The organism is Priestia iocasae (assembly GCF_016909075.1).
GTDB classification, from domain to species: Bacteria; Bacillota; Bacilli; order Bacillales; family Bacillaceae_H; genus Priestia; species Priestia iocasae.
In genome coordinates this window covers 50,879-77,843 of sequence record NZ_JAFBFC010000007.1, presented here as the reverse complement: position 1 = coordinate 77,843, position 26,965 = coordinate 50,879, and the positions used below count along the sequence as shown (strand labels likewise).

Annotated in this window: 28 protein-coding genes and 1 tRNA gene; 1 reads left to right on the top strand and 28 read right to left on the bottom strand. The window is 38.9% G+C overall.

The genetic code is table 11. From position 1 onward, the window contains the following. Positions 1-83: 83 nt before the first annotated feature. The 9 genes from gpmI to JOC83_RS16660 form a co-directional block, all read right to left on the bottom strand. Positions 84-1,616 carry a 2,3-bisphosphoglycerate-independent phosphoglycerate mutase gene (gene gpmI, locus JOC83_RS16700; protein ID WP_205188532.1) on the bottom strand — a complete coding sequence of 511 codons (1,533 nt, stop codon included), beginning with the start codon at positions 1,614-1,616 and terminating at the stop codon, positions 84-86. After that, entirely contained in the window at positions 1,616-2,371 is a 756-nt protein-coding gene (gene tpiA / locus JOC83_RS16695; RefSeq protein WP_205188531.1) for a triose-phosphate isomerase, read from the bottom strand. Before tpiA ends, gpmI begins: the two co-directional genes overlap by 1 nt. Positions 2,372-2,698: 327 nt before the next feature. Continuing rightward, on the bottom strand, positions 2,699-3,883 hold the full coding sequence (locus tag JOC83_RS16690; protein ID WP_205188530.1) for a phosphoglycerate kinase: 1,185 nt from the start codon (positions 3,881-3,883) through the stop codon (positions 2,699-2,701). A 259-nt stretch (positions 3,884-4,142) separates the two neighbouring features. Then, entirely contained in the window at positions 4,143-5,150 is a 1,008-nt protein-coding gene (gene gap, locus JOC83_RS16685) for a type I glyceraldehyde-3-phosphate dehydrogenase (protein WP_205188529.1), read from the bottom strand. Between the two features lie 55 nt (positions 5,151-5,205). After that, the gene (locus tag JOC83_RS16680; protein ID WP_205188528.1) at positions 5,206-6,234 is read right to left on the bottom strand and encodes a sugar-binding transcriptional regulator; all 1,029 of its coding nucleotides are present in this window, start codon (positions 6,232-6,234) and stop codon (positions 5,206-5,208) included. A gap of 135 nt (positions 6,235-6,369) precedes the next feature. After that, entirely contained in the window at positions 6,370-6,615 is a 246-nt protein-coding gene (locus tag JOC83_RS16675) for a glutaredoxin family protein (RefSeq protein ID WP_205188527.1), read from the bottom strand. A 143-nt stretch (positions 6,616-6,758) separates the two neighbouring features. Then, the gene (gene rpoN / locus JOC83_RS16670; RefSeq protein ID WP_205188526.1) at positions 6,759-8,057 is read right to left on the bottom strand and encodes an RNA polymerase factor sigma-54; all 1,299 of its coding nucleotides are present in this window, start codon (positions 8,055-8,057) and stop codon (positions 6,759-6,761) included. Between the two features lie 290 nt (positions 8,058-8,347). Then, the gene (locus JOC83_RS16665; protein WP_205188525.1) at positions 8,348-9,022 is read right to left on the bottom strand and encodes a hypothetical protein; all 675 of its coding nucleotides are present in this window, start codon (positions 9,020-9,022) and stop codon (positions 8,348-8,350) included. 202 nt (positions 9,023-9,224) lie between these two features. Next, positions 9,225-9,296: transfer RNA gene (locus JOC83_RS16660), tRNA-Arg, on the bottom strand. A 237-nt stretch (positions 9,297-9,533) separates the two neighbouring features. Here JOC83_RS16660 and clpP point away from each other — a divergent pair. Continuing rightward, positions 9,534-10,121 carry an ATP-dependent Clp endopeptidase proteolytic subunit ClpP gene (gene clpP, locus JOC83_RS16655; RefSeq protein WP_205188524.1) on the top strand — a complete coding sequence of 196 codons (588 nt, stop codon included), beginning with the start codon at positions 9,534-9,536 and terminating at the stop codon, positions 10,119-10,121. Between the two features lie 107 nt (positions 10,122-10,228). On the opposite strand, the gene JOC83_RS16650 is transcribed toward clpP, so the two are convergent. The 19 genes from JOC83_RS16650 to lgt all read right to left on the bottom strand — a co-directional run bounded on the left by JOC83_RS16650 (position 10,229) and on the right by lgt (position 26,963). Beyond that, positions 10,229-10,486 carry an HPr family phosphocarrier protein gene (locus JOC83_RS16650; RefSeq protein ID WP_205188523.1) on the bottom strand — a complete coding sequence of 86 codons (258 nt, stop codon included), beginning with the start codon at positions 10,484-10,486 and terminating at the stop codon, positions 10,229-10,231. A 55-nt stretch (positions 10,487-10,541) separates the two neighbouring features. Beyond that, positions 10,542-11,483 carry a DNA-binding protein WhiA gene (gene whiA / locus JOC83_RS16645; protein ID WP_205188522.1) on the bottom strand — a complete coding sequence of 314 codons (942 nt, stop codon included), beginning with the start codon at positions 11,481-11,483 and terminating at the stop codon, positions 10,542-10,544. 116 nt (positions 11,484-11,599) lie between these two features. Beyond that, entirely contained in the window at positions 11,600-12,580 is a 981-nt protein-coding gene (locus JOC83_RS16640) for a gluconeogenesis factor YvcK family protein (RefSeq protein ID WP_205188521.1), read from the bottom strand. Then, the gene (gene rapZ / locus JOC83_RS16635; RefSeq protein ID WP_205188520.1) at positions 12,577-13,470 is read right to left on the bottom strand and encodes an RNase adapter RapZ; all 894 of its coding nucleotides are present in this window, start codon (positions 13,468-13,470) and stop codon (positions 12,577-12,579) included. Before rapZ ends, JOC83_RS16640 begins: the two co-directional genes overlap by 4 nt. Positions 13,471-13,578: 108 nt before the next feature. Next, positions 13,579-14,037: an 8-oxo-dGTP diphosphatase gene (locus JOC83_RS16630; protein ID WP_205188519.1), complete on the bottom strand. Its 459-nt coding sequence runs from the start codon at positions 14,035-14,037 to the stop codon at positions 13,579-13,581. A gap of 538 nt (positions 14,038-14,575) precedes the next feature. After that, a complete protein-coding gene (trxB, locus tag JOC83_RS16625; RefSeq protein ID WP_205188518.1) occupies positions 14,576-15,526 on the bottom strand; it encodes a thioredoxin-disulfide reductase in 951 nt (316 codons plus the stop codon). Between the two features lie 85 nt (positions 15,527-15,611). Then, positions 15,612-17,093 carry a tetratricopeptide repeat protein gene (locus JOC83_RS16620; RefSeq protein WP_205188517.1) on the bottom strand — a complete coding sequence of 494 codons (1,482 nt, stop codon included), beginning with the start codon at positions 17,091-17,093 and terminating at the stop codon, positions 15,612-15,614. Positions 17,094-17,334: 241 nt separating this feature from the next. After that, positions 17,335-17,961, bottom strand: a complete 627-nt coding sequence (gene hisIE, locus JOC83_RS16615) for a bifunctional phosphoribosyl-AMP cyclohydrolase/phosphoribosyl-ATP diphosphatase HisIE (RefSeq protein ID WP_205188516.1) — start codon at positions 17,959-17,961, stop codon at positions 17,335-17,337. After that, a complete protein-coding gene (gene hisF, locus JOC83_RS16610; protein WP_205188515.1) occupies positions 17,958-18,716 on the bottom strand; it encodes an imidazole glycerol phosphate synthase subunit HisF in 759 nt (252 codons plus the stop codon). Before hisF ends, hisIE begins: the two co-directional genes overlap by 4 nt. Continuing rightward, on the bottom strand, positions 18,713-19,450 hold the full coding sequence (gene hisA, locus JOC83_RS16605; protein ID WP_205188514.1) for a 1-(5-phosphoribosyl)-5-[(5-phosphoribosylamino)methylideneamino]imidazole-4-carboxamide isomerase: 738 nt from the start codon (positions 19,448-19,450) through the stop codon (positions 18,713-18,715). Before hisA ends, hisF begins: the two co-directional genes overlap by 4 nt. Before the next feature lie 5 nt (positions 19,451-19,455). Then, positions 19,456-20,085 carry an imidazole glycerol phosphate synthase subunit HisH gene (gene hisH, locus JOC83_RS16600; RefSeq protein ID WP_205188513.1) on the bottom strand — a complete coding sequence of 210 codons (630 nt, stop codon included), beginning with the start codon at positions 20,083-20,085 and terminating at the stop codon, positions 19,456-19,458. Continuing rightward, positions 20,086-20,670, bottom strand: coding sequence for an imidazoleglycerol-phosphate dehydratase HisB (gene hisB / locus JOC83_RS16595; protein WP_205188512.1), 585 nt, complete (start codon positions 20,668-20,670; stop codon positions 20,086-20,088). 33 nt (positions 20,671-20,703) lie between these two features. Next, entirely contained in the window at positions 20,704-21,969 is a 1,266-nt protein-coding gene (hisD, locus tag JOC83_RS16590; RefSeq protein WP_205188511.1) for a histidinol dehydrogenase, read from the bottom strand. A gap of 15 nt (positions 21,970-21,984) precedes the next feature. After that, on the bottom strand, positions 21,985-22,617 hold the full coding sequence (gene hisG / locus JOC83_RS16585; protein ID WP_205188510.1) for an ATP phosphoribosyltransferase: 633 nt from the start codon (positions 22,615-22,617) through the stop codon (positions 21,985-21,987). Next, positions 22,618-23,799, bottom strand: a complete 1,182-nt coding sequence (locus JOC83_RS16580) for an ATP phosphoribosyltransferase regulatory subunit (RefSeq protein ID WP_205188509.1) — start codon at positions 23,797-23,799, stop codon at positions 22,618-22,620. A gap of 213 nt (positions 23,800-24,012) precedes the next feature. Continuing rightward, the gene (locus JOC83_RS16575; protein ID WP_205188508.1) at positions 24,013-24,540 is read right to left on the bottom strand and encodes a DapH/DapD/GlmU-related protein; all 528 of its coding nucleotides are present in this window, start codon (positions 24,538-24,540) and stop codon (positions 24,013-24,015) included. Further along, complete coding sequence (ppaX, locus tag JOC83_RS16570) at positions 24,537-25,184, bottom strand: pyrophosphatase PpaX (RefSeq protein WP_205188507.1); 648 nt, start codon at positions 25,182-25,184, stop codon at positions 24,537-24,539. Before ppaX ends, JOC83_RS16575 begins: the two co-directional genes overlap by 4 nt. After that, positions 25,174-26,118, bottom strand: coding sequence for a nucleoside recognition domain-containing protein (locus tag JOC83_RS16565; RefSeq protein ID WP_205188506.1), 945 nt, complete (start codon positions 26,116-26,118; stop codon positions 25,174-25,176). The genes ppaX and JOC83_RS16565 overlap by 11 nt, the downstream gene beginning before the upstream one ends. 23 nt (positions 26,119-26,141) lie before the next feature. Further along, positions 26,142-26,963, bottom strand: coding sequence for a prolipoprotein diacylglyceryl transferase (gene lgt, locus JOC83_RS16560; RefSeq protein ID WP_205188505.1), 822 nt, complete (start codon positions 26,961-26,963; stop codon positions 26,142-26,144). Between the last annotated feature and the right edge of the window lie 2 nt (positions 26,964-26,965).

The following is a 26,965-nucleotide window of genomic DNA, read 5'->3' as shown; positions in this document are numbered from 1 at the left end:
ACTTCTGCTATTGAAACTAAAGAACAGTTTCCCTACCAGAAGCTCCAACGTCTCTCATGCCTAAACAGTCGCCTTCGCTTTTCTTACTTAATCAGTGTTTTTCCTGTCATTTCTTTTGGCTGGTCTACGTTTAGTAGCGTTAGTACTGTTGGTGCTAGATCACCTAGAATACCATCTTGACGTAGCTCAATACCTTCTTTTGTAACGATGACTGGGACTGGGTTTGTCGTATGAGCAGTCATTGGGTTACCTTCAAGTGTGATGACTTCATCAGCGTTACCATGGTCTGCTGTGATGATTGCCGTTCCACCTTTAGCAACGATTGCATCTACGATTTTACCTAAACACTCATCTACTGTTTCGACTGCCTTGATTGTTGGCTCAAGCATACCTGAATGTCCAACCATATCAGGGTTTGCAAAGTTTAAAATAATTGCATCATGCTTGTCCGCTTCGATTTCGCCTAGTAACGCGTCCGTTACTTCATAAGCGCTCATCTCTGGTTTTAAATCATAAGTAGCTACTTTTGGTGAATCGATTAAAATACGCGTTTCACCTGGGAATTCTTCTTCACGTCCACCACTCATAAAGAATGTAACATGAGGATACTTTTCTGTTTCAGCAATACGAAGTTGTTTTAAGCCATTTTGTGATAAGACTTCACCAAGCGTGTTATCTAAGTTCACTGGTTTAAATGCCACGTATCCATCAACTGTTTCACTAAAGTGTGTTAAACATACGAAATGCAAGTTTTTCGGATGCTTTTCACCACGATCAAATGAACGGAAATCTTCATTTGTAAATGTGTTAGAAATTTGGATTGCACGGTCAGGACGGAAGTTATAGAAAATAACTGCATCCTCATCCTCAATTGTTGCAACTGGTGAACCGTCTTCTTTTGTCATCACTGACGGAAGAACGAACTCATCAAAGATGCCGTGCTCATATGAATCCTGAATTAACTCATATGCGTTTTTGTATGTTGGACCTTCTCCGTAAACCATCGCGCGGTATGCTTTTTCTACACGCTCCCAACGCTTATCACGGTCCATTGAGTAATAGCGTCCTGAAAGAGTTGCGATCTCTCCTACACCATACTCGTTCAATTTAGCATTTAGCTCATCAATGTATCCTTTAGCAGATTGAGGTGCAACGTCACGACCATCTAGGAAGCCATGAATATACACTTTTTCTAAGCCTTGTTTTTTCGCAAGACGTAATAGTGCATATAAATGTTCAATATGGCTGTGTACACCACCGTCTGAAAGTAAACCAAACAGATGAAGCGCCGTGCCTTTTTCTTTTGCATGATTCATGGCTGCTAGGAATGTGTCGTTTTCTGCAAAGTCACCTTCGCGAATCGCAACATTTACACGAGTTAAACTTTGATAAACGATACGTCCTGCACCAATATTTAAATGTCCTACTTCAGAGTTCCCCATTTGGCCTTCTGGTAATCCAACTGATTCACCAGCAGCGATTAAACTAGCATGAGGATACTGGTTCCAGTAGCGATCAAAGTTTGGCTTGCTTGCTTGAGTAACCGCATTACCTTTGTCTTCTTCGCGTAATGCAAAACCATCTAAGATGATTAAAGCAACTGGTTGTTTACTCATTATTTACCTGCCTCCAAAAGCTGTACGAATGACTGTGCTTCAAGGCTTGCGCCACCTACTAATGCACCGTCAATATCAGATTGTGACATGTATTCTTTAATGTTTGCTGGTTTTACACTTCCACCGTATTGGATACGTACTGCTTCAGCAACTTCTTGAGAGAATTGCTCAGCTACAACGCTACGGATGTAAGCACAAACTTCATTTGCATCTTCAGCAGTTGAAGATTTTCCTGTACCGATTGCCCAGATTGGCTCATATGCGATGACAACTTGCTTCGCTTGAGTTTCATCTAAACCTTGTAATGCTTTTTTCACTTGTTCAGCTACTACTGCTTTTGTTTGATCTTGTTCGCGCTCTTCATTTGTTTCACCACAACAAACAATTGGAAGTAATCCATGTTTGAATGCTGAAATCGTCTTTTTGTTTACTGTTTCATCTGTTTCAGCAAACATTTCACGACGCTCAGAGTGACCTAAGATTACATAGCTTACACCAAGGTCATTTAATGCTACAGGACTTACTTCTCCTGTGTACGCACCACTTTCTTGGAAGTGCATGTTTTGTGCACCAATTTTTAAATCCGTGCCTTTTGTTGCTTCTACTAAACGATCTAAGAATAATGCAGGTGCACATACAACTGACTCTACGCTGTCAGCTGTTGGCACAAGTCCTTTTACTTCTTCAACAAAGCTAGTTGCCTCAGAAAGAACTTTATGCATTTTCCAGTTACCTGCAATAATAGGTTTACGCATGATTATCATCCTTTTTACGTTTTATATAAAAAGTGTTCTTATTCGTGTTGTGAAGACTACAAGTACCCACTTGCATTCGTTCGTCTTACACATGGAGCAAGGAGAGCTACTGCATGAAATGAGCAGAAGGTGCTGTAGAAGCAACAGTAGCTTGTTGTCTTCAAATCTGTTCATTCGTTACGCCTCGATCTTGCTACACTTTTTTTATTGTTTAACTACACCAGCTATGTCCTAGGGCTGTTTCACTCCTTCCTACGAAGTCAAAGAGCGACTTCTTCTCAGGACCTCCAACAACCTATGGACATAAACGAGCTTGTTACGCTTTTCTTATTTATCGTTTAATGCTGTTACTCCTGGAAGTTGTTTTCCTTCCATGAATTCGAGTGACGCTCCGCCACCTGTTGAGATATGGCTCATTTTGTCAGCAAGGTTGAATTTTTCAACTGCTGCTGCAGAATCTCCGCCACCGATTACAGAGTATGTATCAGTTGCTTCTGCTAAAGCTTCTGCTACTGCTTTTGTTCCGTTAGCAAATGTATCTAATTCGAATACACCCATTGGTCCATTCCAAATAACTAGCTTAGAGTTTTTGATCACATCTGCATAGATTTCACGAGTTTTTGGACCAGCATCTAAGCCTTCCCAATCGCTAGGAATGCTGTCTACTGATACAACTTGTGTGTTTGCATCATTTGAGAAATCGTCTGCTACTACTACATCAACTGGCATGTAGAAGTTAACACCTTTTTCTTTTGCTTTTTCCATAAATGATTTAGCAAGATCAACCTTATCTTCTTCAAGAAGTGACTTACCTACTTCATGGCCATTTGCTTTGATGAACGTATAAGAAAGACCTCCACCGATGATTAGGTTGTCTACTTTTTCAAGTAGGCTTTCAATAACACCGATCTTGTCTTTTACTTTTGCTCCACCAACAATAGCTGTAAACGGACGATCTGGATTAGATAATGCTTTACCTAATACATCTAGCTCTTTTTCCATTAATAGACCTGCAACAGCTGGTAAATGATGAGCAATTCCTTCTGTAGACGCATGAGCACGGTGAGCTGCACCAAATGCATCATTTACGTATACATCCGCTAATTCAGCAAATGCTTTTGCTAACTCAGCATCATTTTTCTCTTCACCTGGGTAAAAACGAACGTTTTCAAGAACTAAAACGTCGCCTTCGTTCATGTTGTTAATGATTTGTTTTACATTTTCACCGTAAGCTTCGTCTGCTTTTGCAACGCTCTTACCAAGAAGATCTTGTAAGCGCTCTGCAACTGCATTAAGACGTAACTCTTCTACTACTTGGCCTTTCGGACGTCCAAGGTGGCTTGCTAAAATAACTTTTGCACCTTGTTCTACTAAGTGTTGAATAGTAGGGATAGCTGCACGAATACGAGTTTCGTCTGTTACTTTTCCGTCTTTCATTGGTACGTTAAAGTCAACACGGCAAAATACTCGTTTTCCTTTTACATCGATGTCTTTTAAAGTTTGTTTGTTCATCTTCAAAAGGCCTCCTTTTTAATTTTGGAACTAAGCAATAAAGCAATATGGCTTGTTTAAAAGGATAAGTTGCATCATTGACGCTTCTTATTGGTGCCCCATAAGCCATAAAAATAAATAAAGGAGGAGGGGGTCTATTCCCCACTCCCCCTTGGCAATTTCATTATAGTCGTTCTGCTTTTAGATATCCAATGATAACTAAAACACAGGTTTACTTTTCTTACTGTCTACCTATACAAGCTAGCTTGTTTCGCTTTTCTTATAGTCCTTGAGCTGCGATGTATTCAGCTAGGTCAACTACACGGTTTGAGTATCCGCTCTCGTTATCGTACCAAGAGATAACTTTAACCATTTGACCTTCCATTACCATTGTAGATAATGCATCGATTGTTGAAGAAGCTGCGTTACCATTGTAGTCACCAGATACTAGTGGCTCTTCGCTGTAACCTAGGATACCTTTAAGATCGCCTTCAGCTGCTTCTTTAAGAGCTGCGTTTACATCTTCAGCTGTTACTTCAGTGTTAAGTTCAGCAACTAAGTCTACTAAAGAAACGTTTGGAGTTGGAACACGCATAGCTCCACCGTTTAATTTACCTTTTAATTCAGGTAATACTAGAGAAACTGCTTTTGCAGCACCAGTTGAAGTTGGGATGATGTTTTCAGCTGCTGCACGAGCACGACGGTAATCTTTATGAGGTAAGTCTAAGATTTGTTGGTCGTTTGTGTAAGAGTGAACAGTTGTCATCATACCGCGTTTGATACCGAACTTGTCGTTTAATACTTTAGCGAATGGCGCTAAGCAGTTTGTTGTACAAGATGCATTTGAGATAACGTTGTGGTTAGCTGCATCATATTTGTCATGGTTAACACCCATTACGATTGTGATATCTTCGTCAGTTGCTGGAGCAGAGATGATAACTTTTTTAGCACCTGCTTCTAAGTGTTTCGCTGCATCAGAACGCTTTGTGAAGAAACCAGTAGATTCAACAACGATATCTACTCCAAGAGCTCCCCAAGATAATTTCGCTGGGTCACGCTCAGCAGATACTTGAATTGTTTTACCTTCTACTACTAGGTTGTTACCGTCAACAGATACTTCTGCATCTAATTTACCATGTACAGAATCGTATTTTAAAAGATGAGCTAGCATGTTAGCATCTGTTAAATCATTGATTGCTACTACCTCAACGTTTGAATTCTTTAAAGCTGCGCGGAATACGTTACGACCAATACGACCGAAACCGTTAATACCAATTTTTACTGCCATGAGAATTTCCTCCTTGATTGTAAAAAGTGTTTTTTTTTAGTTTTTATATGAGGGATTAATGAAAATCCCTTACTAACTCTTTTGCGGCGCCTTCATCCGTGATTAAGATAGAATGTTGCGCTTGTTGCATGAACGCTTTAATTGCTTTTGCTTTCGATGAACCACCTGCAACGGCAATAACACATTTATTGTTCTTTAAATCATCCAGTTGTATGCCTACTGTTTTAACTTTATGAACAACTTCTCCACTTTGATTAAAGTAGTAACCAAATGCTTCTCCTACCGCATGACCTTCTTCAATTTTTCCCAAATCTTCTTGAGAGGTTTTACGACGTTCTGCCATTGTCATAGCATCTCCTATCCCATGAACAACCATACCAGCAGACTTGATTAAGTGCATCATTTCTTTAATGGACGGTTCTTCAGCGATGGATTTATAAGCTTCGTCGCTTAATTGATCAGGTACATGAAGCAAGCGATATTGCCCAGATGAGCCTTCTGCCATCTTGGCACAAATGGTGTTAGCCTGGTTTTGAACATTTTCCCCAAGACCACCTCGTGCCGGCACAAACAAGACATCACGTTGTTTAGGATCTGGTGTCATCATGTCAGCTACAGCAGCTAGCGTGGTTCCACCTGTAACAGCGACGATATTTTTTTTACCAATAAGTCGTTCTTTTATACATGCAACAGATGCTCTACCCATCTCTTTCTTCACCCATGATGATTTATCGCTGTCTCCAGGAACGACAATCACATGTGATAAGGAAAACGCCTCTTTTAATGTTGTTTCCAATAAACGTAGCCCTGAAACTTCTTTCATTACTTCTTCTAACTTAATCAGAAGCTCTTCTCCTTCATGCGTAAGCGTCATACCAGAAGAATGAATCTCAACTAAATCTTGTTCTTTTAAAAATGTCACTTCACTTCGCAACACGCGTTCTGTTAAACCTAAACTAGTGGATAGATTTCTTCGACCAATTGGTTGCATGAGACGTATGTATTGCAAGATTTGGTATCGCTTTTGCATAACGGACAGAAGATCAGGTAATAATTTTTGTTGTACTTCTACTAAAGAGTGCATGTAAAAATCCCCTTAAGGCGCAAACTAGGTGGGCATAAAAAGTCCCGCATAGACATATTGTGTCCCACTTAACGTAAAAAAAATTCACCCTGTTACAAGTACATTCTAACAGGAGTGAATCGGTTATTCAACTAATCAAACACCCATTTTTTCAAGTAAACGCTTTCTTATGAAATCTTTTTTAATTTGCCCGTATGCAACTACTATCCCATCAACCTCAATAACCGGAATCATCAGTTGATACTTCTCTAATAATTGATCATCTTTATAGATATCTTGTTCTTTAAAAGAGAACGCAAATTCTTCTTGAAGCTCTTCCATCACCACTTTTGCTTTCTCACAAAGTGGACATATCTGTCTTGTATACATCATAATTTCCATTCGTTATCTTTCTCCCTACAACTAGAATGAAGAAAATACCTTTTCAGTTTAACACCCCTCACCCGCTTAGTTGTAAACTTTCACTAACTTGCAGAGTAAGGGATACTCTGAATGATATGACTTCTAAAAACAAACGTTCCTTCTTAAAACGTTTTACGCTTTGATGAGGATAAAATATTTAACTGTTCACGGTATTTTGCAACCGTTCGCCTTGAGATGACAATATTATGGTCTTTTTCTAATAAATCCACAATCTGCTGATCAGATCGGGGCTTTTTCTTATCTTCTTGATCAACTAATTGCTGAATTAACGCCTTTACATATGTGGCAGATGTATCAGCATCAACGGTTGATTGAATGCTGTTTGTAAAGAAATACTTCATATCAAACGTACCAAACGGTGTTTGAATGTATTTATTTTTTGTAGCACGGCTAATAGTCGATTCATGAACATCTATCATCGAAGCTAGTTCTTTCATTGTAAGAGGCTTTAAATAGTGAGGTCCTTTTTCAAAGAAAGTACGCTGTTCGATTAACAATGCATCCATAATGTCTTTTAACGTTTTTTTTCGTGTATGAAGTCCTTTGACAATCCAGTGAATTTCTCGATATTTCTCTTGTAAATACGACACCACTTCCGGATGATGCTGGTCAGATAAGCTTTGTTCATATTGATTATTAATACTGACATTAAGTTCAATGTCTTCATTTGCATAAGCTGCTAGACGATTGCTTTCACGCTTCACAATAAAATCAGGGATAATGAATTTTTCATGATCATGCACATAAGATAAGCCTGGTCTTGGATTCAACACAAAGATATCATCGTGAATTTGTTTTAACTGCATAAGAGATAGATGAAGTTTCTTTACAAGTTGAGGCCATTTTTTATAAGCAAACTCTTCAAAATGTTGGGTTAGTACTAACTCTGCTTCTGGTGTTAATCGTTGTTTTCTTTTTAATTGAAGAATTAAACACTCTTGTAAGCTACGTGCACCAACACCTGCTGGCTCTAATTGTTGAATAGTGGCTAACGCTTTTTCAACAACCTCTACCTGTTGATTTAATGCTTGCGCAATGACATCTACTTCTTCTGTTAAATATCCATTATCATCTAAACTTTGAATTAAGTAAGCTATGCATATACGTTCCTCTTCACTCATCTTAACGAGCATGAGTTGCAAATTTAAATGATCCGTTAATGTCTCTCTCTCTTTTAACCCTATATTTTGATAATCTTGACTTGATTTAGCTTGATATTGACGGTTTTGCTGAACGGAAAAATTAGGCTCGTGAAAATCGATGAGAGGATTATGTAGCGCCTGCTCTTGGAGAAACGCAAGCACTTCGAGAGATGAATATTGTAGTAAAGAAATAGCCTGTGACAACTCTTTTGACATCGCTAACCGTAGCGACTGTTGTTGAAATAAACCTATTTGCATCTTGTCTCTCCCCTTTTTTCTATTGTACTATAAACTGAACTTTCCGTCAGTGGAGGTTTCTGGATTGCTTACTATGTTTAAAGTAGGCATACTGAAGAATAAATTTCATGTGGAGGGAACAACTACCTGTATTCATAGGGAGTTACCCATGATATGATTAGTTTATATTGCGGTCAAGCACCGCACTTACTTTCTGCTCAGTTTCGGCAAACTGAGCTTTTTATCATTGTATGCACAAAAACTTCGTAACAGGTAAGTTACGAAGTTTTTTTACGTTTACGATCACTCTTTTATTTTTTAATTGTGCTCGCCATCTCCAAAAATGGCTCTACATGATTTTGGTCTTTTGCTGTATAAATAGTTAGCTGCATTGGAGTAGTACCTTTTACTAAAATAGAATGAATCGCATCTTCTTCTGTGTATGATTCATACCATATAGCATCTTGCAACATGCCTTCTCTGCTAAATTCTTCACGAGGCTTCGTGTTCACGTCAATAGCCATCGCCAATTGCTTCATGTTTTCTTCTGCTTCTTCAATTGTCATATCTTCTGGAATCATTTCAATGCGCATAAATGTATGCTCATCTTCTGTTAACGCGATCACGTCTTTACGTGGCTCTTCTTCCATTAATTCATAGCCATCTAAGAGTTGAATCGAATAACCTTGGTTTTCACTCGTTACAGTTGTTACATCTTCTTCAACTTCTTTAGAAGATGCTTGTTCTTCTGTCTGCTCAACTGATTCTTGTGTGGTTTCTGTGCCTTCAGTTGATGAAGATTGTTCTGTCGCTTCTTCTTCACTTGACCCATCTTCTACTTCGTTAGCAGCCGGCTCACTTTGTTCAGTTGTTGAAGTATTTTTTGCTGGTTGAGACGATCCATTTGATTGACTACCTGTCCCACATGCAGATAAAAGAAGTGCTAAACAAGCACTAACAATAAAGAATTTATTCATTGATTTCATGTTTCTTCCTCCCTAGCTGTCATTTTCCTACTACTTTTTGTTTTAAACGATTATTGACTATTTGGCAACCATGACAAAGGTACCACCCCTTCATTGTATAGGTCGGATGAAATAATGAAAATGTTATATGTATTAAAAAATTTTATCATCTTGGCACAAAAAAGAGACTGTGTATCATATACACAGTCTCTTTTAACATAGACGCCCTCGACAGGATTCGAACCCACCCTAAGAGAACCGGAATCTCTTGTGCTATCCACTACACTACGAGGGCCAATTTCTATTATTGTAATCATCATTATAGGCAACAAATGCAATCTTTTCAAGTGAATCAGACGTTTATTTTTAGCAAAACAAGGGAAAAACTTTTAGTATGTTCAAACAAAACAAAAAGGAATACATATGAAGAAGAGCGAATACATGTAAAGTAAGTTCTTTTGTTTGACCTTTATTGACCTTAGATGTATTATAAAGTTACATAACAAATTATTCTTGTTAAGGAGGAATTTGAATGAATTTAATTCCTACAGTTATTGAACAAACTAACCGTGGCGAACGTGCTTATGATATTTACTCACGCTTACTAAAAGACCGCATTATCATGCTAGGTAGTGCCATTGATGACAATGTGGCAAATTCAATTGTTTCTCAGCTTCTATTTTTAGCTGCAGAAGATCCAGAAAAAGATATCTCTTTATACATCAACAGCCCTGGTGGTTCAATTACAGCAGGTATGGCAATCTATGACACAATGCAATTTATCAAACCAAAAGTATCAACAATTTGTATTGGTATGGCTGCATCAATGGGTGCTTTCTTACTTGCTGCTGGTGAACCAGGTAAGCGTTTCGCATTACCAAACAGTGAAGTGATGATTCACCAACCATTAGGTGGTGCACAAGGTCAAGCAACAGAAATTGAAATTGCTGCAAAACGCATTCTTTTCTTACGCGAAAAGCTAAATACCATCTTAGCAGAACGTACAGGTCAACCAATTGAAGTAATTGAGCGTGATACAGATCGTGATAACTTCATGACAGCTGAAAAAGCACTAGATTATGGTTTAATTGACAAAGTATTAACAAATGACCCTAAATAAGTGTTTTTAAAAGGAGTGCACATGCACTCCTTTTAAAAATGCTAAAAACCCCTGTCCAAGCTAGATCATACTAGGATGAAATAGATGGGCAGGGGTTTTTTATCAATTTAGTTCTCTTGTTTTACATAAGATACTAACGCTTCAAGCGCTTCTTGCTCATCTGCCCCATCAGCAATTAATGTGACTGTCGAGCCTGCCCCAACCGCTAAACTCATTAACCCCATAATACTTTTTGCATTTACTTTCTTTCCGTCTTTTTCTAGATATACATCTGATGTAAAGCGATTTGCCTCTTGTACAAATAACGCAGCCGGACGTGCTTGTAATCCAGTCTTTAATAATACATCTACTTGTTTTTCTACCATTAAAATTCCTCCTCTATACCCCTTGTTTATCTTCTATAATAAAAGCCTCTCTACCTTATACAGGCTGACCTGCTCTTAACTTGTCAGCAATCTCATCAATTTTACGTAACCGATGGTTAATTCCTGACTTACTAATCTGTCCACCTGATACCATTTCACCTAACTCTTTTAATGTCACATCTTGATATTCGACACGTAATCGAGCAATTTCTTTTAACTTATCTGGCAGAACATCGAGACCAACGGTTTCCTCGATATAACGAATATTATCAACTTGACGAATAGCTGCTCCAATTGTCTTATTCAAATTAGCTGTTTCACAATTCACCAGTCGATTCACAGAGTTACGCATATCACGAACAATTCGAACATCTTCAAATCGAAGCAATGCACTATGAGCACCAATAATGCTCAAAAACTCTGTAATCTTTTCTGCTTCTTTTAAATACGTAATGAATCCTTTCTTACGTTCAAGTGTTTTACTATTTAAACCAAAAACGTTCATCAATTCACAAAGAGAATCATTATGTTCTTTATAGAGAGAAAAGATTTCAACGTGATAAGAAGACGTTTCAGGATTATTAATCGACCCACCAGCTAAAAAGGCTCCACGCAAATAAGAACGCTTACAACATTTTTTCTTAATAAGGTCGTCTGAAATAGAACGAATAAAGGTAAAATCTTCATTTAATATCTTTAAATCTTCTAAGATTGTTCGTGCTTTTTCAATTAAACGAACAATGTAGACATTATTTTTTTTCAAACGCATCTTCTTACGAACGAGTAATTCTACAGATACTTCATAACACTTCTTTAGTAGCGTGTAAATTCTTCTCGCAATCGCTGCATTTTCAGTCTGAACATCTAGCGTTAAATTTCGATTTGAAAAAGATAATAATCCGTTCATTCGAATTAAGGCTGATAGCTCTGCTTTTGCACAGCATCCTTTTACTTCTAAATTGGTTAATTCTTTTTTTGTTTCTGATGCAAATGACAATTCTGCACCTCCATTCACTACTAAAGCTCTTCTATATTAGGCCAAAATGATTTTAAAAGATCATCGTCCATCTATTATAGATTTCATTTTCTTCACGTGCACGCGTTTGCACTTACTTATTCTTTTTTATTCGTATAAGAAGGTTGAAGCGAATGAAAGATTAACTCTGCCACTTTCTTCGTGTTATGACGAATAACATTCCCATCATATTGAATAATATGATCTTCCATCACATGTAGTCCTAATTTGAGCAATTGATTTTGATCATATTCAACTGGCTGTGCTTGCTCGATTTCATAGCGTTGCTTAAGCTTTAATGGAATAGGCCCATTATTAACAATAATGGAATCAAGAAAAGGAACAGGCATATGTGAGTAAAGCGCTTTTACATGATCACTTGCTGTATAGCCCATTGTTTCTCCAAACTGGGTCATGACATTGCACACATAAAGCTTCTTCGCTGTTGCTTTGCATATCTCTTCAGCAATTTCTGGGACAAGTAAGTTCGGTATGATGCTCGTATACAGACTACCTGGACCCAAAATAATTAAATCTGCTCGACGAATAGCCTTGATGGTTTCCACTAATGGCTTCACATCTGGTGGAGATAAAAACACTCGCTTTATTTGCTTACCTGCCTTTGGAATTTTCGACTCACCTTCCACAATTGATCCATCCATCATCTCAGCATGAAGAACGACACTGCGGTTTGCAGCAGGCAACACCTTTCCTCTCACATTTAGTACTTTACTCATTTCACGAATAGCGTGTACAAAGTCACCTGTAATAGAAGTCATGGCTGCAAGCAATAAATTCCCCAAAGAATGACCCGTTAGTTCATTGCCAGCTCCAAAGCGATGCTGAAACAATTCCTCCACAAGAGGCTCTACATCTGATAGTGCCACGAGTACATTTCGAATGTCTCCGGGAGCAGGAATCTCTAGTTCATCTCTTAACCTTCCTGAACTTCCTCCATCATCTGCAACCGTTACAATAGCTGTAATATCAAGAGGATAATTCTTCAATCCTCTTAATAAAACAGATAGCCCGGTTCCTCCCCCAATGACAACAACCTTAGGATGCCGTTCGTTTTTCATCTATATTTGTCCTTTCTCCTCTCGATGTCTCGATGAGAAATGTGGGTTTTGTATTCTTCATTAAAGTGATGCCCAATATGCTCTGCTAAAGCCACTGAACGGTGCTGACCTCCTGTACAACCAATCGCAATCACAAGCTGACTCTTTCCTTCACGCTTATATTGCGGCAACATAAATGTAAGTAGATCCAACACTTTTTCAATAAACTTCTGAGTCTCATTCCACTTTAGCACGTAGGTTGATACTTCTTCTTCTAACCCTGTTTTCGGTCTCATATGATCAATATAATGTGGATTTGGTAAGAAGCGAACATCAAATACCAAATCAGCGTCTATTGGTATTCCATATTTAAATCCAAATGACATCACGTTAACCGTAAACACCTGAGAGGCATGACTTGAAAATTGCTTAATGATTTTATCACGAAGATCGCGCGGCTTTAACTCAGATGTATCGTAAATAAGCTGAGCTCGACCTTTTAATTCTTCAAGTAACTCTCTCTCTGTTTGAATACCGTCTAAAGGTAACCCTGTTTGAGCAAGAGGATGTGAACGTCTCGTCTCTTTATATCTTGTAACAAGTACGCTGTCCTTCGCATCAAGGAATAGAATTTGCGGCGCAATCCATGTTGTTTCAGCAATATTATCAAGTCCTTCAAATAAGCTCTCAAAGAATTCGCGGCCACGCAAGTCCATTACAAGCGCTACTTTATTCATTTTATTCCCTGACTCTTTCATTAACTCAAGAAATTTGGGTAATAACGTTGGGGGAAGATTGTCTACACAAAAAAAGCCTAAATCCTCAAAGCTTTGAATCGCAACGGTTTTCCCTGCACCTGACATCCCTGTAATAATGACTAACTGAACATCGCTTACAGAACCAACACTCATTTCTTTTGCCCCCTATTAAACCTTAAAATAAATCATAAACACTCTATAACCAATCATACAATCCTTCTCTGTTTATCTACACCCTACCAAAAGTGTTTAACCAAATTGTTAGCAAGGATCAATTCGGTAAGATAAAAGCTCGAAGTCGGTTGTATACGTAAAGTTTCCATAAATGACTCCAGAACCTTTTGCTACATAATCAATAATATGATAGTCACCTGGTGCCATCGGTAGCTCACTGACATCTGATAGGTCGTGCCAGCCTAGCTTACCTTCTTCTGATTCTAGCACATTTGTCCCATCAAAATCTGTAGCAAAAAAAGTAAACATCATCCACTCAGATGTAATTTTGTCATTTTCCTTCATCGTAAAAGTAAATACCCCTTTTATCGTAGGGTTTTTTAAATATATTCCCGTTTCTTCTCGATATTCACGTACAACAGAATCTTTTATTGACTCCCCTTGCTCCATCTTCCCTCCTGGGGCCACCCACCAATTACGTCGTGGCTTTTGAAGTAATAATACTTGGTTGTCTTTCACTAATACACAGTTTGTGACCCTTTGCATCGTTTCCACCTCTATATTTTAGCTATTCTTATAAATGCTGTTGCTGCTTACCAAACAGTGAAGAGCGGTTTCACTTCTATTCGCTTATTCTGTTAGCGCACGGTGCTTTCGCTTCATTCTCCTACTTTGCCTTACTTCAAGAAGCGAAGTTAAAAACAACAACTCTTTAGAAAAAAGATCTATTTTTTTATAGTTTATACACCGAAACAAAAAGACTTTCCTTGTTTTTTTACTGAACTAGTCAATATGCATATACATTCATTATACTATGAACTAATTAAGAGTCTCAACGCAAACGCCCCTGTCTTTCATACTTTTCTGAAAACAAACATCCATACATAAAAAAAAGGAGCACAGATATCGTTCCTGTGCTCCAAACAAATATATTTTATAAAAGGGGGTCAATTACTATTTACATAGTACCTTATTAATGTTTCAGCAGTGTTACAGAACAATTAAAACCGAATTACGTTTTAATATACGTCTATTTGTCCTACCTATTTGACAGGAAAGAAGCCCCTTTTTCTACATGTTCAAATTAGTTTGTTGCCTTTAACTTTTCAACTAATTCTTCTACATAATGCTGTGCTGTTTGTGCTGCAATACTACCATCACCAGTAGCTGTTACAATTTGGCGAAGTGCTTTTTCACGCACATCACCAGCGGCAAAGATACCAGGAACTTTTGTTTCCATGTTTTCATTTGTCTCAATATAACCATTTTCATTTGTAATGTTTAATGATTCAAATGGTTTTGTTAATGGAACCATTCCAATATAGATGAACACACCATCTGTTTTGAATTCTGTTTCTTCACCATTTTCAGTGCTCACTAATGTTACGCTACCTACTTTACCATCTTGGTCTTTAATTTCTTTGATTGTGTGATTCCAAATGAAGTCTACTTTTTCGTTGTCAAATGCACGTTGTTGTAGAATCTTTTGGGCACGTAATTGATCACGACGGTGAACAATGGTTACTTTTGAAGCGAAGCGTGTTAAATAAACACCTTCTTCAACTGCAGAGTCTCCTCCACCGACAACAACAAGCTCTTTGCCTTTGAAAAATGCTCCGTCACATACTGCACAATAAGAAACCCCTCGACCACCAAGCTCTTTTTCACCTGGTACACCGATTTTCTTATACTCGGCACCAGTTGCAATAATGACCGCACGCGCTTTATATTCTTTGCTACCTGCACGTACAGTTTTGTACTCTTCACCATCAACAACTTCTTTAATATCACCGTAAGCATACTCTGCTCCGAATTTCTTTGCATGTTCAAACATTTTATTTGATAGGTCTGGACCTAAAATGTGATCATAACCTGGATAGTTTTCAACCTCTTCTGTGTTAGCCATTTGACCACCTGGTACTCCACGTTCAATCATTAATGTTGATAAATTTGCACGAGAAGTATAAACAGCGGCAGTCATACCAGCTGGACCTGCTCCAATAATAATGACATCATATACTTTTTCTTCTGTCATTTTTACGCACTCCTTTTTTCATGTCTAGGAAATTTGTCTCTATACCTATCCTATAATTTGTTCTTCCTACCGTCTATTTTTTTGCTCATTGTAAAAGCGTATGCACGGTTTTCACATATTTTGAAACGGTAGAGATAGAAATGGAATATAGCACCGCCATGTTTGCTTGTGTAACTTTCTCTTTCTTTTGCTTCTTCCACCAGTACGTAACAGCTGAAGCCCAGCCATTGACATTTACATGTTGAAAATCATATTCATGCTCTTTTACTTTCGTATAAACGAAAAACCAAAAAACGAGTAATTCAGAAAGCTGGCTTTTATCTTCGACTTCCGCTTCCATAAGTTCCGCTACTTCAAAAATAACATGCTGTTTATCTTGCCATACATAAGAATATACTTCTTCAATAATTGAATGACCATCTAATGACAAACGTACATGTTCTAAAAGAAGAAATTTTTCTTTCTCTTTTAAGCGCGTCACTAAGTAAAGTCCGTGCAATTGTTCTTCTATAGAAGAACTCAGACATTTTCGTTTAATTTGCTGAACGAGCTTTGTTTCTTCCTGATCGATTAAAAGCCAAGGCTCTTCTCCTTCTTTTTCAGGCATTGCTTCCATCACCCGAACCCATACATTCTTCGCTAACGTTTCATTCCCAACATGATAAGAAGCATGTGAGAGCCAATAATAAAAGTTTGAATCACCCTCGAATCCAGTTTTATACAACTGACGAAGCCATTTATATGCAAGCTCATATTGACCAATTAAGGCAAATGTCGCTCCTAATTTATAACGATGCTCAATTGAAATCGGATAAACAAGTTCAAGCTGTTCTGTTAGCTCTTTGACTTGTCGATCTTGTTGACAGTAATAGTAAAAAATTAATTTATTGCATAAAGCATGGAGGTTGCCAGGATTTTTTTGTAACACATCATCTAAAATTGCCATCGCTGAATCAACGTGATTTAAATAGAAATGAGTAAGCGCTAAATTATTATGAGCCGACCAAAATTGTGGATAATCTTCAATAATTTCATTTAATAATTCCATTGCTTCTTCAAATTTGGCTTGTTCCAACAGCAATTTGGCTTTTTCTTGCTTGACAATAAGCAAGTCATCTTGTTGCTCAAACTCATCTTCATCATCCTCCACCTCTATCGAGAGAAGGTCGAGTAAGTCTTCTGCATCTTCAAGAAATTCGCCATCTTCCTCTTGGTCCATATAACGGTTAGCGTATTTTTGCGCCTCTTGAAACAGACCTAGATGGGCATAATTATTAGCGATAAAATAATAGCAATCCACCATATCTTCATCCATTTCATGAATAACAGAAAACAACAATTGATTAGATTGTTGATATTCACCTAGTTCTGTTAAAACCGTAGCCAATTGACAGACAACAATTGGGTCTTTTGGGTCTAATTGCATAGCGCGCTCTAAATATCTTTTTGCTTTGTGTAAGTCATGCTTACGATAAGCTTTCAGTGCTTTCTCAAAGTAATAATCACCTGTTTGTAAAAACGGAACAATCTGTGCAATTTTGCTCTTGGCATTTGAGTGTTTTCCCATTAAATCCTCCAAATAGTCGATATTTCAACGTTCGTAGTATATCATACTTGACAACCTCATTAACACCTCTAATTTATATCCACACAGAAGGTCAATCATGCCTTTCATAAAGGAATGCACCTAAATATAAGCGCCCGTTCGTTACTCTTTTGAGCTTACGAACAGGCGCTTACGAGGGCTTTATTTCGATCTTAGACAAGGTAATTTGTCCATTGTTAGACTCTGCTTGGCAGGAATTACATTATTTTTTATGACGCTCTGCTAAAACAGCTAATACATCATCTAACGGTAGCTTTTGCTCACGCAGGAGAACAAGAACATGGTAAAGTAAATCAGCTACTTCCCATTTTAATTCGTCGTGGTCACGGTTTTTAGCGGCAATAATCACTTCGCCCGCTTCTTCTCCCACTTTCTTCAGGATTTTATCGACCCCTTTTTCAAATAGGTACGTCGTATAAGCTCCCTCTGGCATTTCTGCTTCACGCTCTGCAATGAGTTCTTCTAAAATACGTAAAATAGCAAAACGATCTGTCGTAGCAGTTGTTGCCTCACCTACTAATGGTTCATTGAAACAGCTGTATGCACCCGTATGACAAGCAGGGCCGTTCGGATCGACTTTTACAACGATTGAATCTGCATCACAGTCATACGTCATACTAACAATCTTCTGTGTATTTCCTGAAGTTGCGCCTTTATGCCACAGCTCTTGACGTGATCGGCTATAGAACCATGTTTCGTTTGTTTCGATAGACTTCTTTAGCGATTCTTCATTCATATAAGCAAGAGTCAGTACTTCTTTACTTCCTGCATCTTGGACAATGGCAGGAATAAGGCCTTTTTCATCAAATTTGATTTTCTCGATGTTCATCGTACTTCAACTCCTTGCTTTCTAATATCATTTTTTATTTCTTTTACCGATGTTTCTTTATAGTGAAAAATAGAAGCAGCTAATGCAGCATCTGCTTTCCCTTCAATATAAGCGTCCACAAAGTGTTGGCCGTTACCTGCACCACCTGATGCGATAACTGGTACTGTGACAGCTTCACTAACAGCTTTTGTCAATGGAACATCAAACCCACTTTTCTCACCATCACGGTCCATGCTTGTTAGTAAAATTTCACCTGCTCCACGTTTGACCGCTTCTTTTGCCCAAGCAATGACTTCCCACTCTGTTGCTTGACGGCCACCATGTGTGTATACGCGCCATGAGCCAAGCTCTTCATCGTATTTAGCATCAATGGCAACCACCATGCATTGCGTACCAAAGAAGTCAGCACCCTCTGTAATTAATTCAGGATTCAGCACAGCCGCTGTATTTAGCGACACTTTATCGGCTCCAGCACGTAAAATTCGCTTCATGTCTGCTAATGAATTGATGCCACCGCCTACTGTAAAAGGAATCGCCAATTGTGAAGCGACCTCTTCTACAACATGGACCATCGTTTTTCGCCCTTCGTGTGAAGCAGAGATATCTAAAAAGACGAGCTCATCTGCGCCTTCTTCATCGTAAAACTTTGCTAGTTCTACTGGATCTCCCGCATCACGTAGCTCAACGAATTGAACGCCTTTTACAACTCGACCTTCCTTAACATCTAGACATGGAATGATGCGCTTTGTAATCATGAAGACTTCACCTCTTTAAGTGCTTGCGCAACTGTAAACTTGTTTGTGTAGAGCGCCTTTCCAACAATGGCACCCACTACACCATCTGCTTCATATTCTTTTAGCGCACGTAAATCATGAAGAGCACTTACACCACCTGACGCAATGACCCCTTGCTTTGTCGCGCGTGCCATCTCTACAATCCCCTCTACATTTGGACCTGAAAGCATGCCGTCTGTAGAGATATCCGTAAAGATAAAGGTCTCTGCCCCAGCACTTGCTAGCTCTTGCCCTAATTCTGTTGCTTTGACAGTGGAGGTTTGTAGCCATCCTTCTGTTGCCACATATCCGTCTCGTGCATCAATTCCAATCGCAATGCTAGCGCCATATTCACGAAGCATTTTCTTTACAAAGGCTGGATTCGAAATAGCTGCACTTCCTAAAATAACGCGGTCAATGCCACTTTCTAAATAAAAAGCTACATCTTCTTCCGAGCGAATCCCTCCACCGATTTGAACATTGACACCTAATGTTTTTTTGACTTCTAGCACAAAGCGATCATTGACACGCTTCGCTTCTTTTGCTCCATCTAGGTCCACCATATGAATCCAGCTTGCTCCCTCATTAGCAAACTGTGTCGCCATATCAACCGGTGAATCGCCGTATACCGTTTCTTTATTATAATCGCCTTGTAGCAGACGAACACATTTCCCGCCGCGCATATCAATGGCTGGATAGATTGTAAAGTTGCTCATCATTCTTAGCCTCTTTCCTCTACGAAATTTGCATAGTTCTGTAGCATGCTCATGCCCAGTGAACTACTTTTCTCTGGGTGAAATTGTGTACCGAACACATTATTTCGACCAACGACGGCAGGCACTTGAACATCATAGCTACTTGTTGCTAATACAGCATCTTGATCACTTGTGTTCACATAATAAGAATGAACAAAATAAACATGTCCGTTGTCGACACCTTCTAGTAACGGCGAGGAATGGTGGAACGTTAACGAGTTCCATCCCATGTGAGGAACCTTATACGTTTCACCTGTATTCGTTACCCCAGGAATGCGTTCAACACGACCCTTTAATAAGCCAAGCCCTTTTGTTAAGCCGTTTTCATCGCTTTCCTCAAATAACAACTGCATACCAAGACAAATACCGAGTAATGGTTTTCCATTTGCTGCTTCCTCTTGGATAAAACGTGCAAGTCCTGTTTTATGTAGCTGATCCATTGCATCTTTAAATGCACCTACTCCAGGTAAAATATAGCCCTTTGCTTTTTTTAGCTCTGTTGTATCCTCAGAAATGAAGTACTCATAATTCAAACGTTCTAATGCTTTACTGACGCTATATAAATTACCCATGCCATAGTCAATAATGCCAATCATTTATAACATTCCTTTCGTAGACGGAACTCCTTTAATACGTGGATCAACCGTTGTCGCTTCATCTAATGCTCGGCCAAGTGCTTTAAACACCGCTTCAATAATATGGTGTGTATTACGTCCGTAGTGAACAATAACATGAAGGTTCATACGTGATTCTAATGCAAATTTCCATAAAAATTCATACACAAGCTCTGTATCAAATGTCCCAACTTGGCTTGCCGGAATGTCTCCTTTAAATTCAAAGTGCGGACGATTACTTAAATCAATGACAACTTGCGCTAAGGCATCATCCATTGGAACAAATGCATTTCCATAGCGCTTAATTCCTTTTTTATCACCAAGCGCATCTTTTAAAGCCGTTCCTAAACAAATACCAATGTCTTCTGTCGTATGATGACCATCAATTTCTAAGTCACCTTTTGCTTTAACGTCTAAGTTAAATTGACCGTGCTTTGTGAATAAATCGAGCATGTGATCTAAAAAAGGAACACCGGTATCAAGAGAAGCTCTGCCTTCTCCATCAATTCCGATTGCTAAGCTAATATCTGTTTCGTTCGTTGTACGTTTAATACTTGATTCTCTCATCGTGATGCCTCCTCCTATTTCCACTCATTCTTATTATTTGAATCGCTCTTCAACTGCTCTTGCGTGTGCTTCTAGTCCTTCTAATCGTGCAAAAGCTGCAATTTTATTCACATCTCGTTCTAGCGCTTGTTTGCTATAAGAGATGATGCTTGATTTCTTTACAAATGAATCAACAGACAACGGACTTGAAAATTTAGCCGTTCCGTTTGTTGGTAACACATGGTTTGGTCCTGCAAAGTAATCCCCAACTGGCTCTGAGCTGTAACGCCCTAAGAAAATCGCTCCTGCATGACGGATGGAACCAACAAGCTCAAGCGGACTTTCTGTCATCACTTCTAAATGCTCAGGCGCTAATTCATTAACAGCCTCTAGCGCTTGCTCCATCGTTTCCGTTACATAAATAGCGCCATAATCTTTCACAGATTGAGAGGCAATGGCTTGACGAGGTAACGTCGCAAGCTGCTTTTCTACCTCTATTTGCACCTCTTCAGCAAGCTTCATAGATGTTGTCACAAGCACACTAGATGCTAACGCGTCATGCTCTGCTTGCGATAAAAGGTCAGCTGCCACTTCATTTGCTTTTGCCGTGTCATCTGCTAGTATGACAATTTCACTCGGCCCTGCAATGGAATCAATATCAACGATTCCATATACTTCTCGTTTGGCTAGCGCAACAAAGATGTTTCCAGGTCCAACGATTTTATCAACCGCTTTAACCGTATCCGTTCCGTAAGCCAACGCCCCAATGGCTTGAGCTCCTCCTACTTTATAAATCTCCTTTACCCCTAATTCGCTTGCCGCTACAAGAACTCCTGCTGGCAATAAACCGTTCTTTTGAGGAGGTGACACCATCACAATACGCTCCACACCTGCTACTTGAGCTGGGATCACATTCATTAAAACGGATGAAGGATACGCAGCAAGTCCACCTGGTACGTATACACCAACTGCATCAAGTGGCGTTACTTTTTGTCCAAGAATGGTTCCATCCTCTTTCGTTACCATCCACGACTGTTGAACCATACGTTCATGATAGTCACGGATATTAGCAGCTGCTTCACGTATAATCGTTAAAAGCTCTTCACTTACTTCTTCATATGCAGATTTCTTTTCCTCTTCCGTCACAAGAAGAGAAGAAAGTTCTACTTGATCAAACTTCTTTGTATAGTCATAAAGCGCCTGATCTCCACGCTCCTTTACATCCTCCAAAATGGATAACACTGCTTTTCGTTGGTCATCCGTACCTTGATCAATCGTACGCTTTAAGCTTACGTTTTCTGTCACACGTTCAATCTTCACCGTTTCTCACCTCTTTTATAGTTGATCCACCACTTCTGCTAATCGATTCACAATATCATCAATGCGCTCATCTTTTAATCGGTAGCTCACCGGATTGACGATAAGACGTGATGTAATGTCTCCGATGTGTCCCATCTCGACAAGTCCATTTTCTTTTAACGTACGTCCTGTTGAGACAATATCGACAATGCGATCGGCTAGTCCAATTAATGGTGCTAACTCTATTGATCCATTTAGCTTAATAATCTCGACTTGCTCACCTTGTTCACGAAAATAAGTCGATGCAATGTTTGGATATTTTGTTGCCACTTTTTGAGCCACTCGTGATGTACTAGTATTAGGTAGTCCTGCAATCGCTAAGTAACACTTACTAATTTTCAAATCCAATAGCTCATACACGTCACGCTCTTCTTCAAGCATGACATCTTTGCCCGCAATCCCAAGATCTGCGACACCATATTCCACATATGTCGTTACATCCATTGGTTTAGCTAAAATAAAACGCATGTTTTCTTCTGGTATATCAATGATTAATTTACGTGAATCATCAAATTCAGGTGGCAGTTGAAAATTTGCTTTTCGTAACAACTCAGCTGCTTCTTCAAAAATACGCCCTTTTGGCATCGCAATGGTTAACACATCACTCATTTATTCTGCCCCTTTCCCTTTTTTACCGATTAAGTAGGTAACGTCTTCAAACGGTTCTGTAAATGCATCCACATCATCTACTCCGACAATATCTTGCATGACAACACGATTACCTTCTGTACGCTTTTGTTTTGCTGCAATTAACGCTTCCTCTAGTCGCTCTTGGCTATATAAAATACAATAAACAGGTGATGGCTCATACGCTTCTTCTCCTAATGCTTCAATTAAGCGATCGAGTTGAATACCAAAGCCTGTTGCCGGCGTCTTAGATTCAAACTTTTCAAGCAATTTATCATAGCGTCCTCCATTACCGATATGAAACCCGACATTCTCTGCAAACACTTCAAATAAAATACCTGTATAATAGCTCATATGACTCACTAAATTAAAATCAATTTTAATTTCTTCGGTTACGCCATATGCATCAAGCATTTGCCATAATTTTTGAAGCTCAGATGCCGCTTGCTTTCCAACCTCATTTTCCACAAGCTCCATCGCTTCTGTAATTTTCATTTCATTTCCACGTAAGTTCAATAGTTGTAAAAGGCGCTGCTTGTCAATTGATGATAAATTTAAACTCTTTACATGATTGCGATACCCAACATAATTCTTTTCATATAAAAAGCGGCGTAATACATTTGCTCGTTCTTCATTGCCGACAATTTCTAAGAACAATGAATTCACAAATCCAATATGACCGATGGCTACTTTAAACGATCGTAAGCCTGTGCGCTTTAATGCGTCAATCATAAGTGCAATAACCTCTGCATCACTGCTGCTTGTTCGTTCACCAATTAGCTCAACACCAATTTGTTCGAACTCTGCCGGTCTTCCACCTTCTCGTTGCTGCGCTCGAAATACATTCGCTTCATACGCAAGACGAAGTGGGATATTTTTTAGTAATTTTGACGCAGCAACACGCGCAATCGGTGTTGTCACATCTGGTCGTAACACAAGTGTATGACCTTCTTTATCTAAAAGTTTAAATAATTGTTGATCTAAAATGGCCGATGCATGACCGACTGTTTCATAATATTCAAGTGTTGGTGTTGCCATATATTGATAGCCCCAACCTGAAATTTCATCTGCTAATTGTTGTTTGACTTGCTTTTTTTGTTCAAAAAGAGCAGGTAACGTATCCCGCATTCCGAGTGGTTTCTCAAACATAAACAACTTCGACATCTCCACACGTCCTTTAGTCATATTTTTATCTATTTCATCATAAGATAATGGCTATTATTCATATACATTTTAACTTTATCACGCTAATGTATTAGCGAAATAGTAAATTAAAGTTACATGTAGTTTACAACGGTTCCCAATAATCGTCAACCGATAGACTCTTTTTTCAATAAACAAATTCATAGGTAAAAAGCTTATAAAAAAAACTACAACTCACTTATGAAGTTGTAGCTCCTTTTGATTACGTGCTTGCATTTCTTCTTTTGTATAAATAATCTTCATTGGATTTCCACCGACAAATGCTCCTGAGGGTACATCCTTATGTACGAGTGTCCCAGCAGAAACAATGGCACCATCTCCAATGGTTACACCAGGTAAGATCGTACTATTGGCTCCAATCATCACTTCGTCCCCTATCATGACGTCACCAAGGCGATATTCTGTAATTAAATATTCATGAGCAAGAATCGTTGTATTGTAACCAATCACTGTATTTCTGCCCACTTTTATTTTTTCTGGAAACATAATATCAAGCATGACCATCAATGCAAATGAAGTGTGACGACCTACATCCATCTTTAAAAGCTTGCGGTATAACCAGCTTTTCATAGATAAAAATGGTGTATACCTTGCGACCTGAATCACTACAAAGTTCTTCACAACCTTCCAAAACGGAACGGTTTTATACACATGCCAAAGCGAATTTGCTCCTTCGACAGGGTAACGGGTCGTGTTTCTCACGCTTGCTTTCCTCCAAGAATCGCAATGAGATCCTTCATGTTATCTAGCATGATATCAGGGTTATAACCAGCTAAGTACTCGCGACCCTTCACACTCCACGCGACCCCAGCTGTTTTCGTTCCTGCATTTTGTCCACCGACGATATCATGATGGTTATCTCCAACCATTAGCGTTTCTTCTGGCTTTGCATCTAGTTGAATCAACGCTTTTTCAATCGGCTCTGGATGAGGCTTAGCATGCTCCACGTCATCAATGGTCACAATGACATCAAAGAATTGATCAAGCTGTGTTAACTTTAACCCCATCATCACCGTATTGCGTTGCTTTGTTGTCACAATCCCTAATTTGTAATTTTGTTCATGAAGCCACTGAACAGCCTCCATGACTCCTTCAAATTCTTTCACAAATAAATCATGATTACCAATGTTGTAATCACGATAATATTGAACCATTTCATCTACGCGATCTTTATCCATTTTAACAAATGTATCGTATAGCGGTGGTCCCATAAATGCATGAACATCTTCACGCGTATATTGATTTGGATAAAAGTGATCAAGCGTGTGTAAAAACGATGAGACAATTAATTCATTTGTATCAATCAATGTTCCATCTAAATCAAAAAGAATGGTATTAACGTTCATAAGTTGCTTCCTTTCTATTTGTTACTTCAACTCGATTCCATATTCGGGCGATAAACAGTGTGAGTAAAATGGCAACGACTACACGAATAAGGAGCAGCGGTAAAACAGGAATCCCAAGCGGAATAAAGATTAACGTATCTTCGATGACAGCATGACAAGCAACCAGGAAGATAAATGCTAATGTAATATCTTTCTTCTCAACTCCATCTTCTTTTACAGCCTGAATCATGACACCTGCACCATAAGCTAATCCAATGAGAAGTCCTGTGACCAGTGTCATCGATGTATTTTCTTTCATCCCTAATGCGCGTGTGACTGGACCCATTCGCTTCGAAAATGCATCGAGCCAATGTAAATCTTTTAAAATTTGAATACCAATCATCACCGGAATCACAATTAATGCAAGCTGAAGGACACCGAACCCAGCTTTTTCAACCCCTTGTATAAAAATAGCGAGCCAACCACTTACTTCTTCTGTATTGGATGAAAGAAAGCCATATTGTGCTTGTTCTGCTCCTCCATTCCACAGCAAATGGATAAAAAATGCGGACACAACTGCGAGCCCGATGCGGACTGTTAAAATGACCCATAGCTTCACGCCTACTTTTAACGCTACACCTGTTTCCACTAACAAGTTATGCGAAAACGACAGCATCACGGCAAGAATAAATACTTCTTTTACCGTTAAATCCAGTGACAAAATGGCCCCTATTCCTGCATACAAATTCAAGAAGTTTCCTACTACTAAAGGAATTGCCGCATCACCAGATAAGCCAATTAGGCCCATAAGCGGCGAAATCAAGTTAGCAAACCCTTCAAGAATCGGCGTGTACTGTAAAATAGATACAATCAAGGTGATGGGGAAAATGATTTTCCCTAATGACCACGTCGTTTGTAGTCCAACTAAAAAGCCTTTTTTAATGGAGCCCCCCACGTTCTTCCCTCCCCTTGCAGCCTTTATTCGGCCTTGCTCTCTAGATAACGCTCTTTGCTCAGCCCTTTCTTACGGCGAACAACAATCAATGTAACCGCTAATGCAATTAAAACGAGTGAAATCACTTGAGCAATGCGTAACGTATCTGTCAGCATCAAACTATCTGTACGTAATCCTTCAATAAAGAAGCGACCGATTGAATACCAGATGACATACGATAAAAATAACTCACCACGTCTTAAATTCACACGACGAAGGGAAATAAGAAGAATAAACCCGGCAATGTTCCAAATAGATTCGTATAAAAACGTCGGATGATAATATGTACCGTTAATATACATTTGATTCACAATAAAATCTGGTAAATACAAGCTTTCTAAAAACTCTCTTGTGACAGGCCCTCCATGTGCTTCTTGGTTCATGAAGTTTCCCCAACGTCCAATTGCTTGCCCTAAAATAATACTTGGCGCAGCAATATCAGCTAGCTTCCAAAACGACAAGCCTTTCATTCGTGCAAACACAATTCCTGTTATAACCGCACCGATTAATCCTCCATGTATGGCAATTCCACCTTGCCAAATTTGAGGAATTTCATTTAAGTTTTGAGAATAGTAGTCCCATTCAAATAACACGTAGTAAATTCGCGCCGAAATAATCGCAATCGGTACTGCGAATAACACTAAGTCAATAAATGTATCTTTCGGAATGCCTCGACGCTCGCCCTCACGCGTTGCCACATAAAGAGCTAACAGAACGCCAGCACCAATGATTAGTCCGTACCAATAAATAGTGATTGGACCTAGTTCTAGAAACACACGATCTAGCGGTTGAATCTCCGTTCCCACTG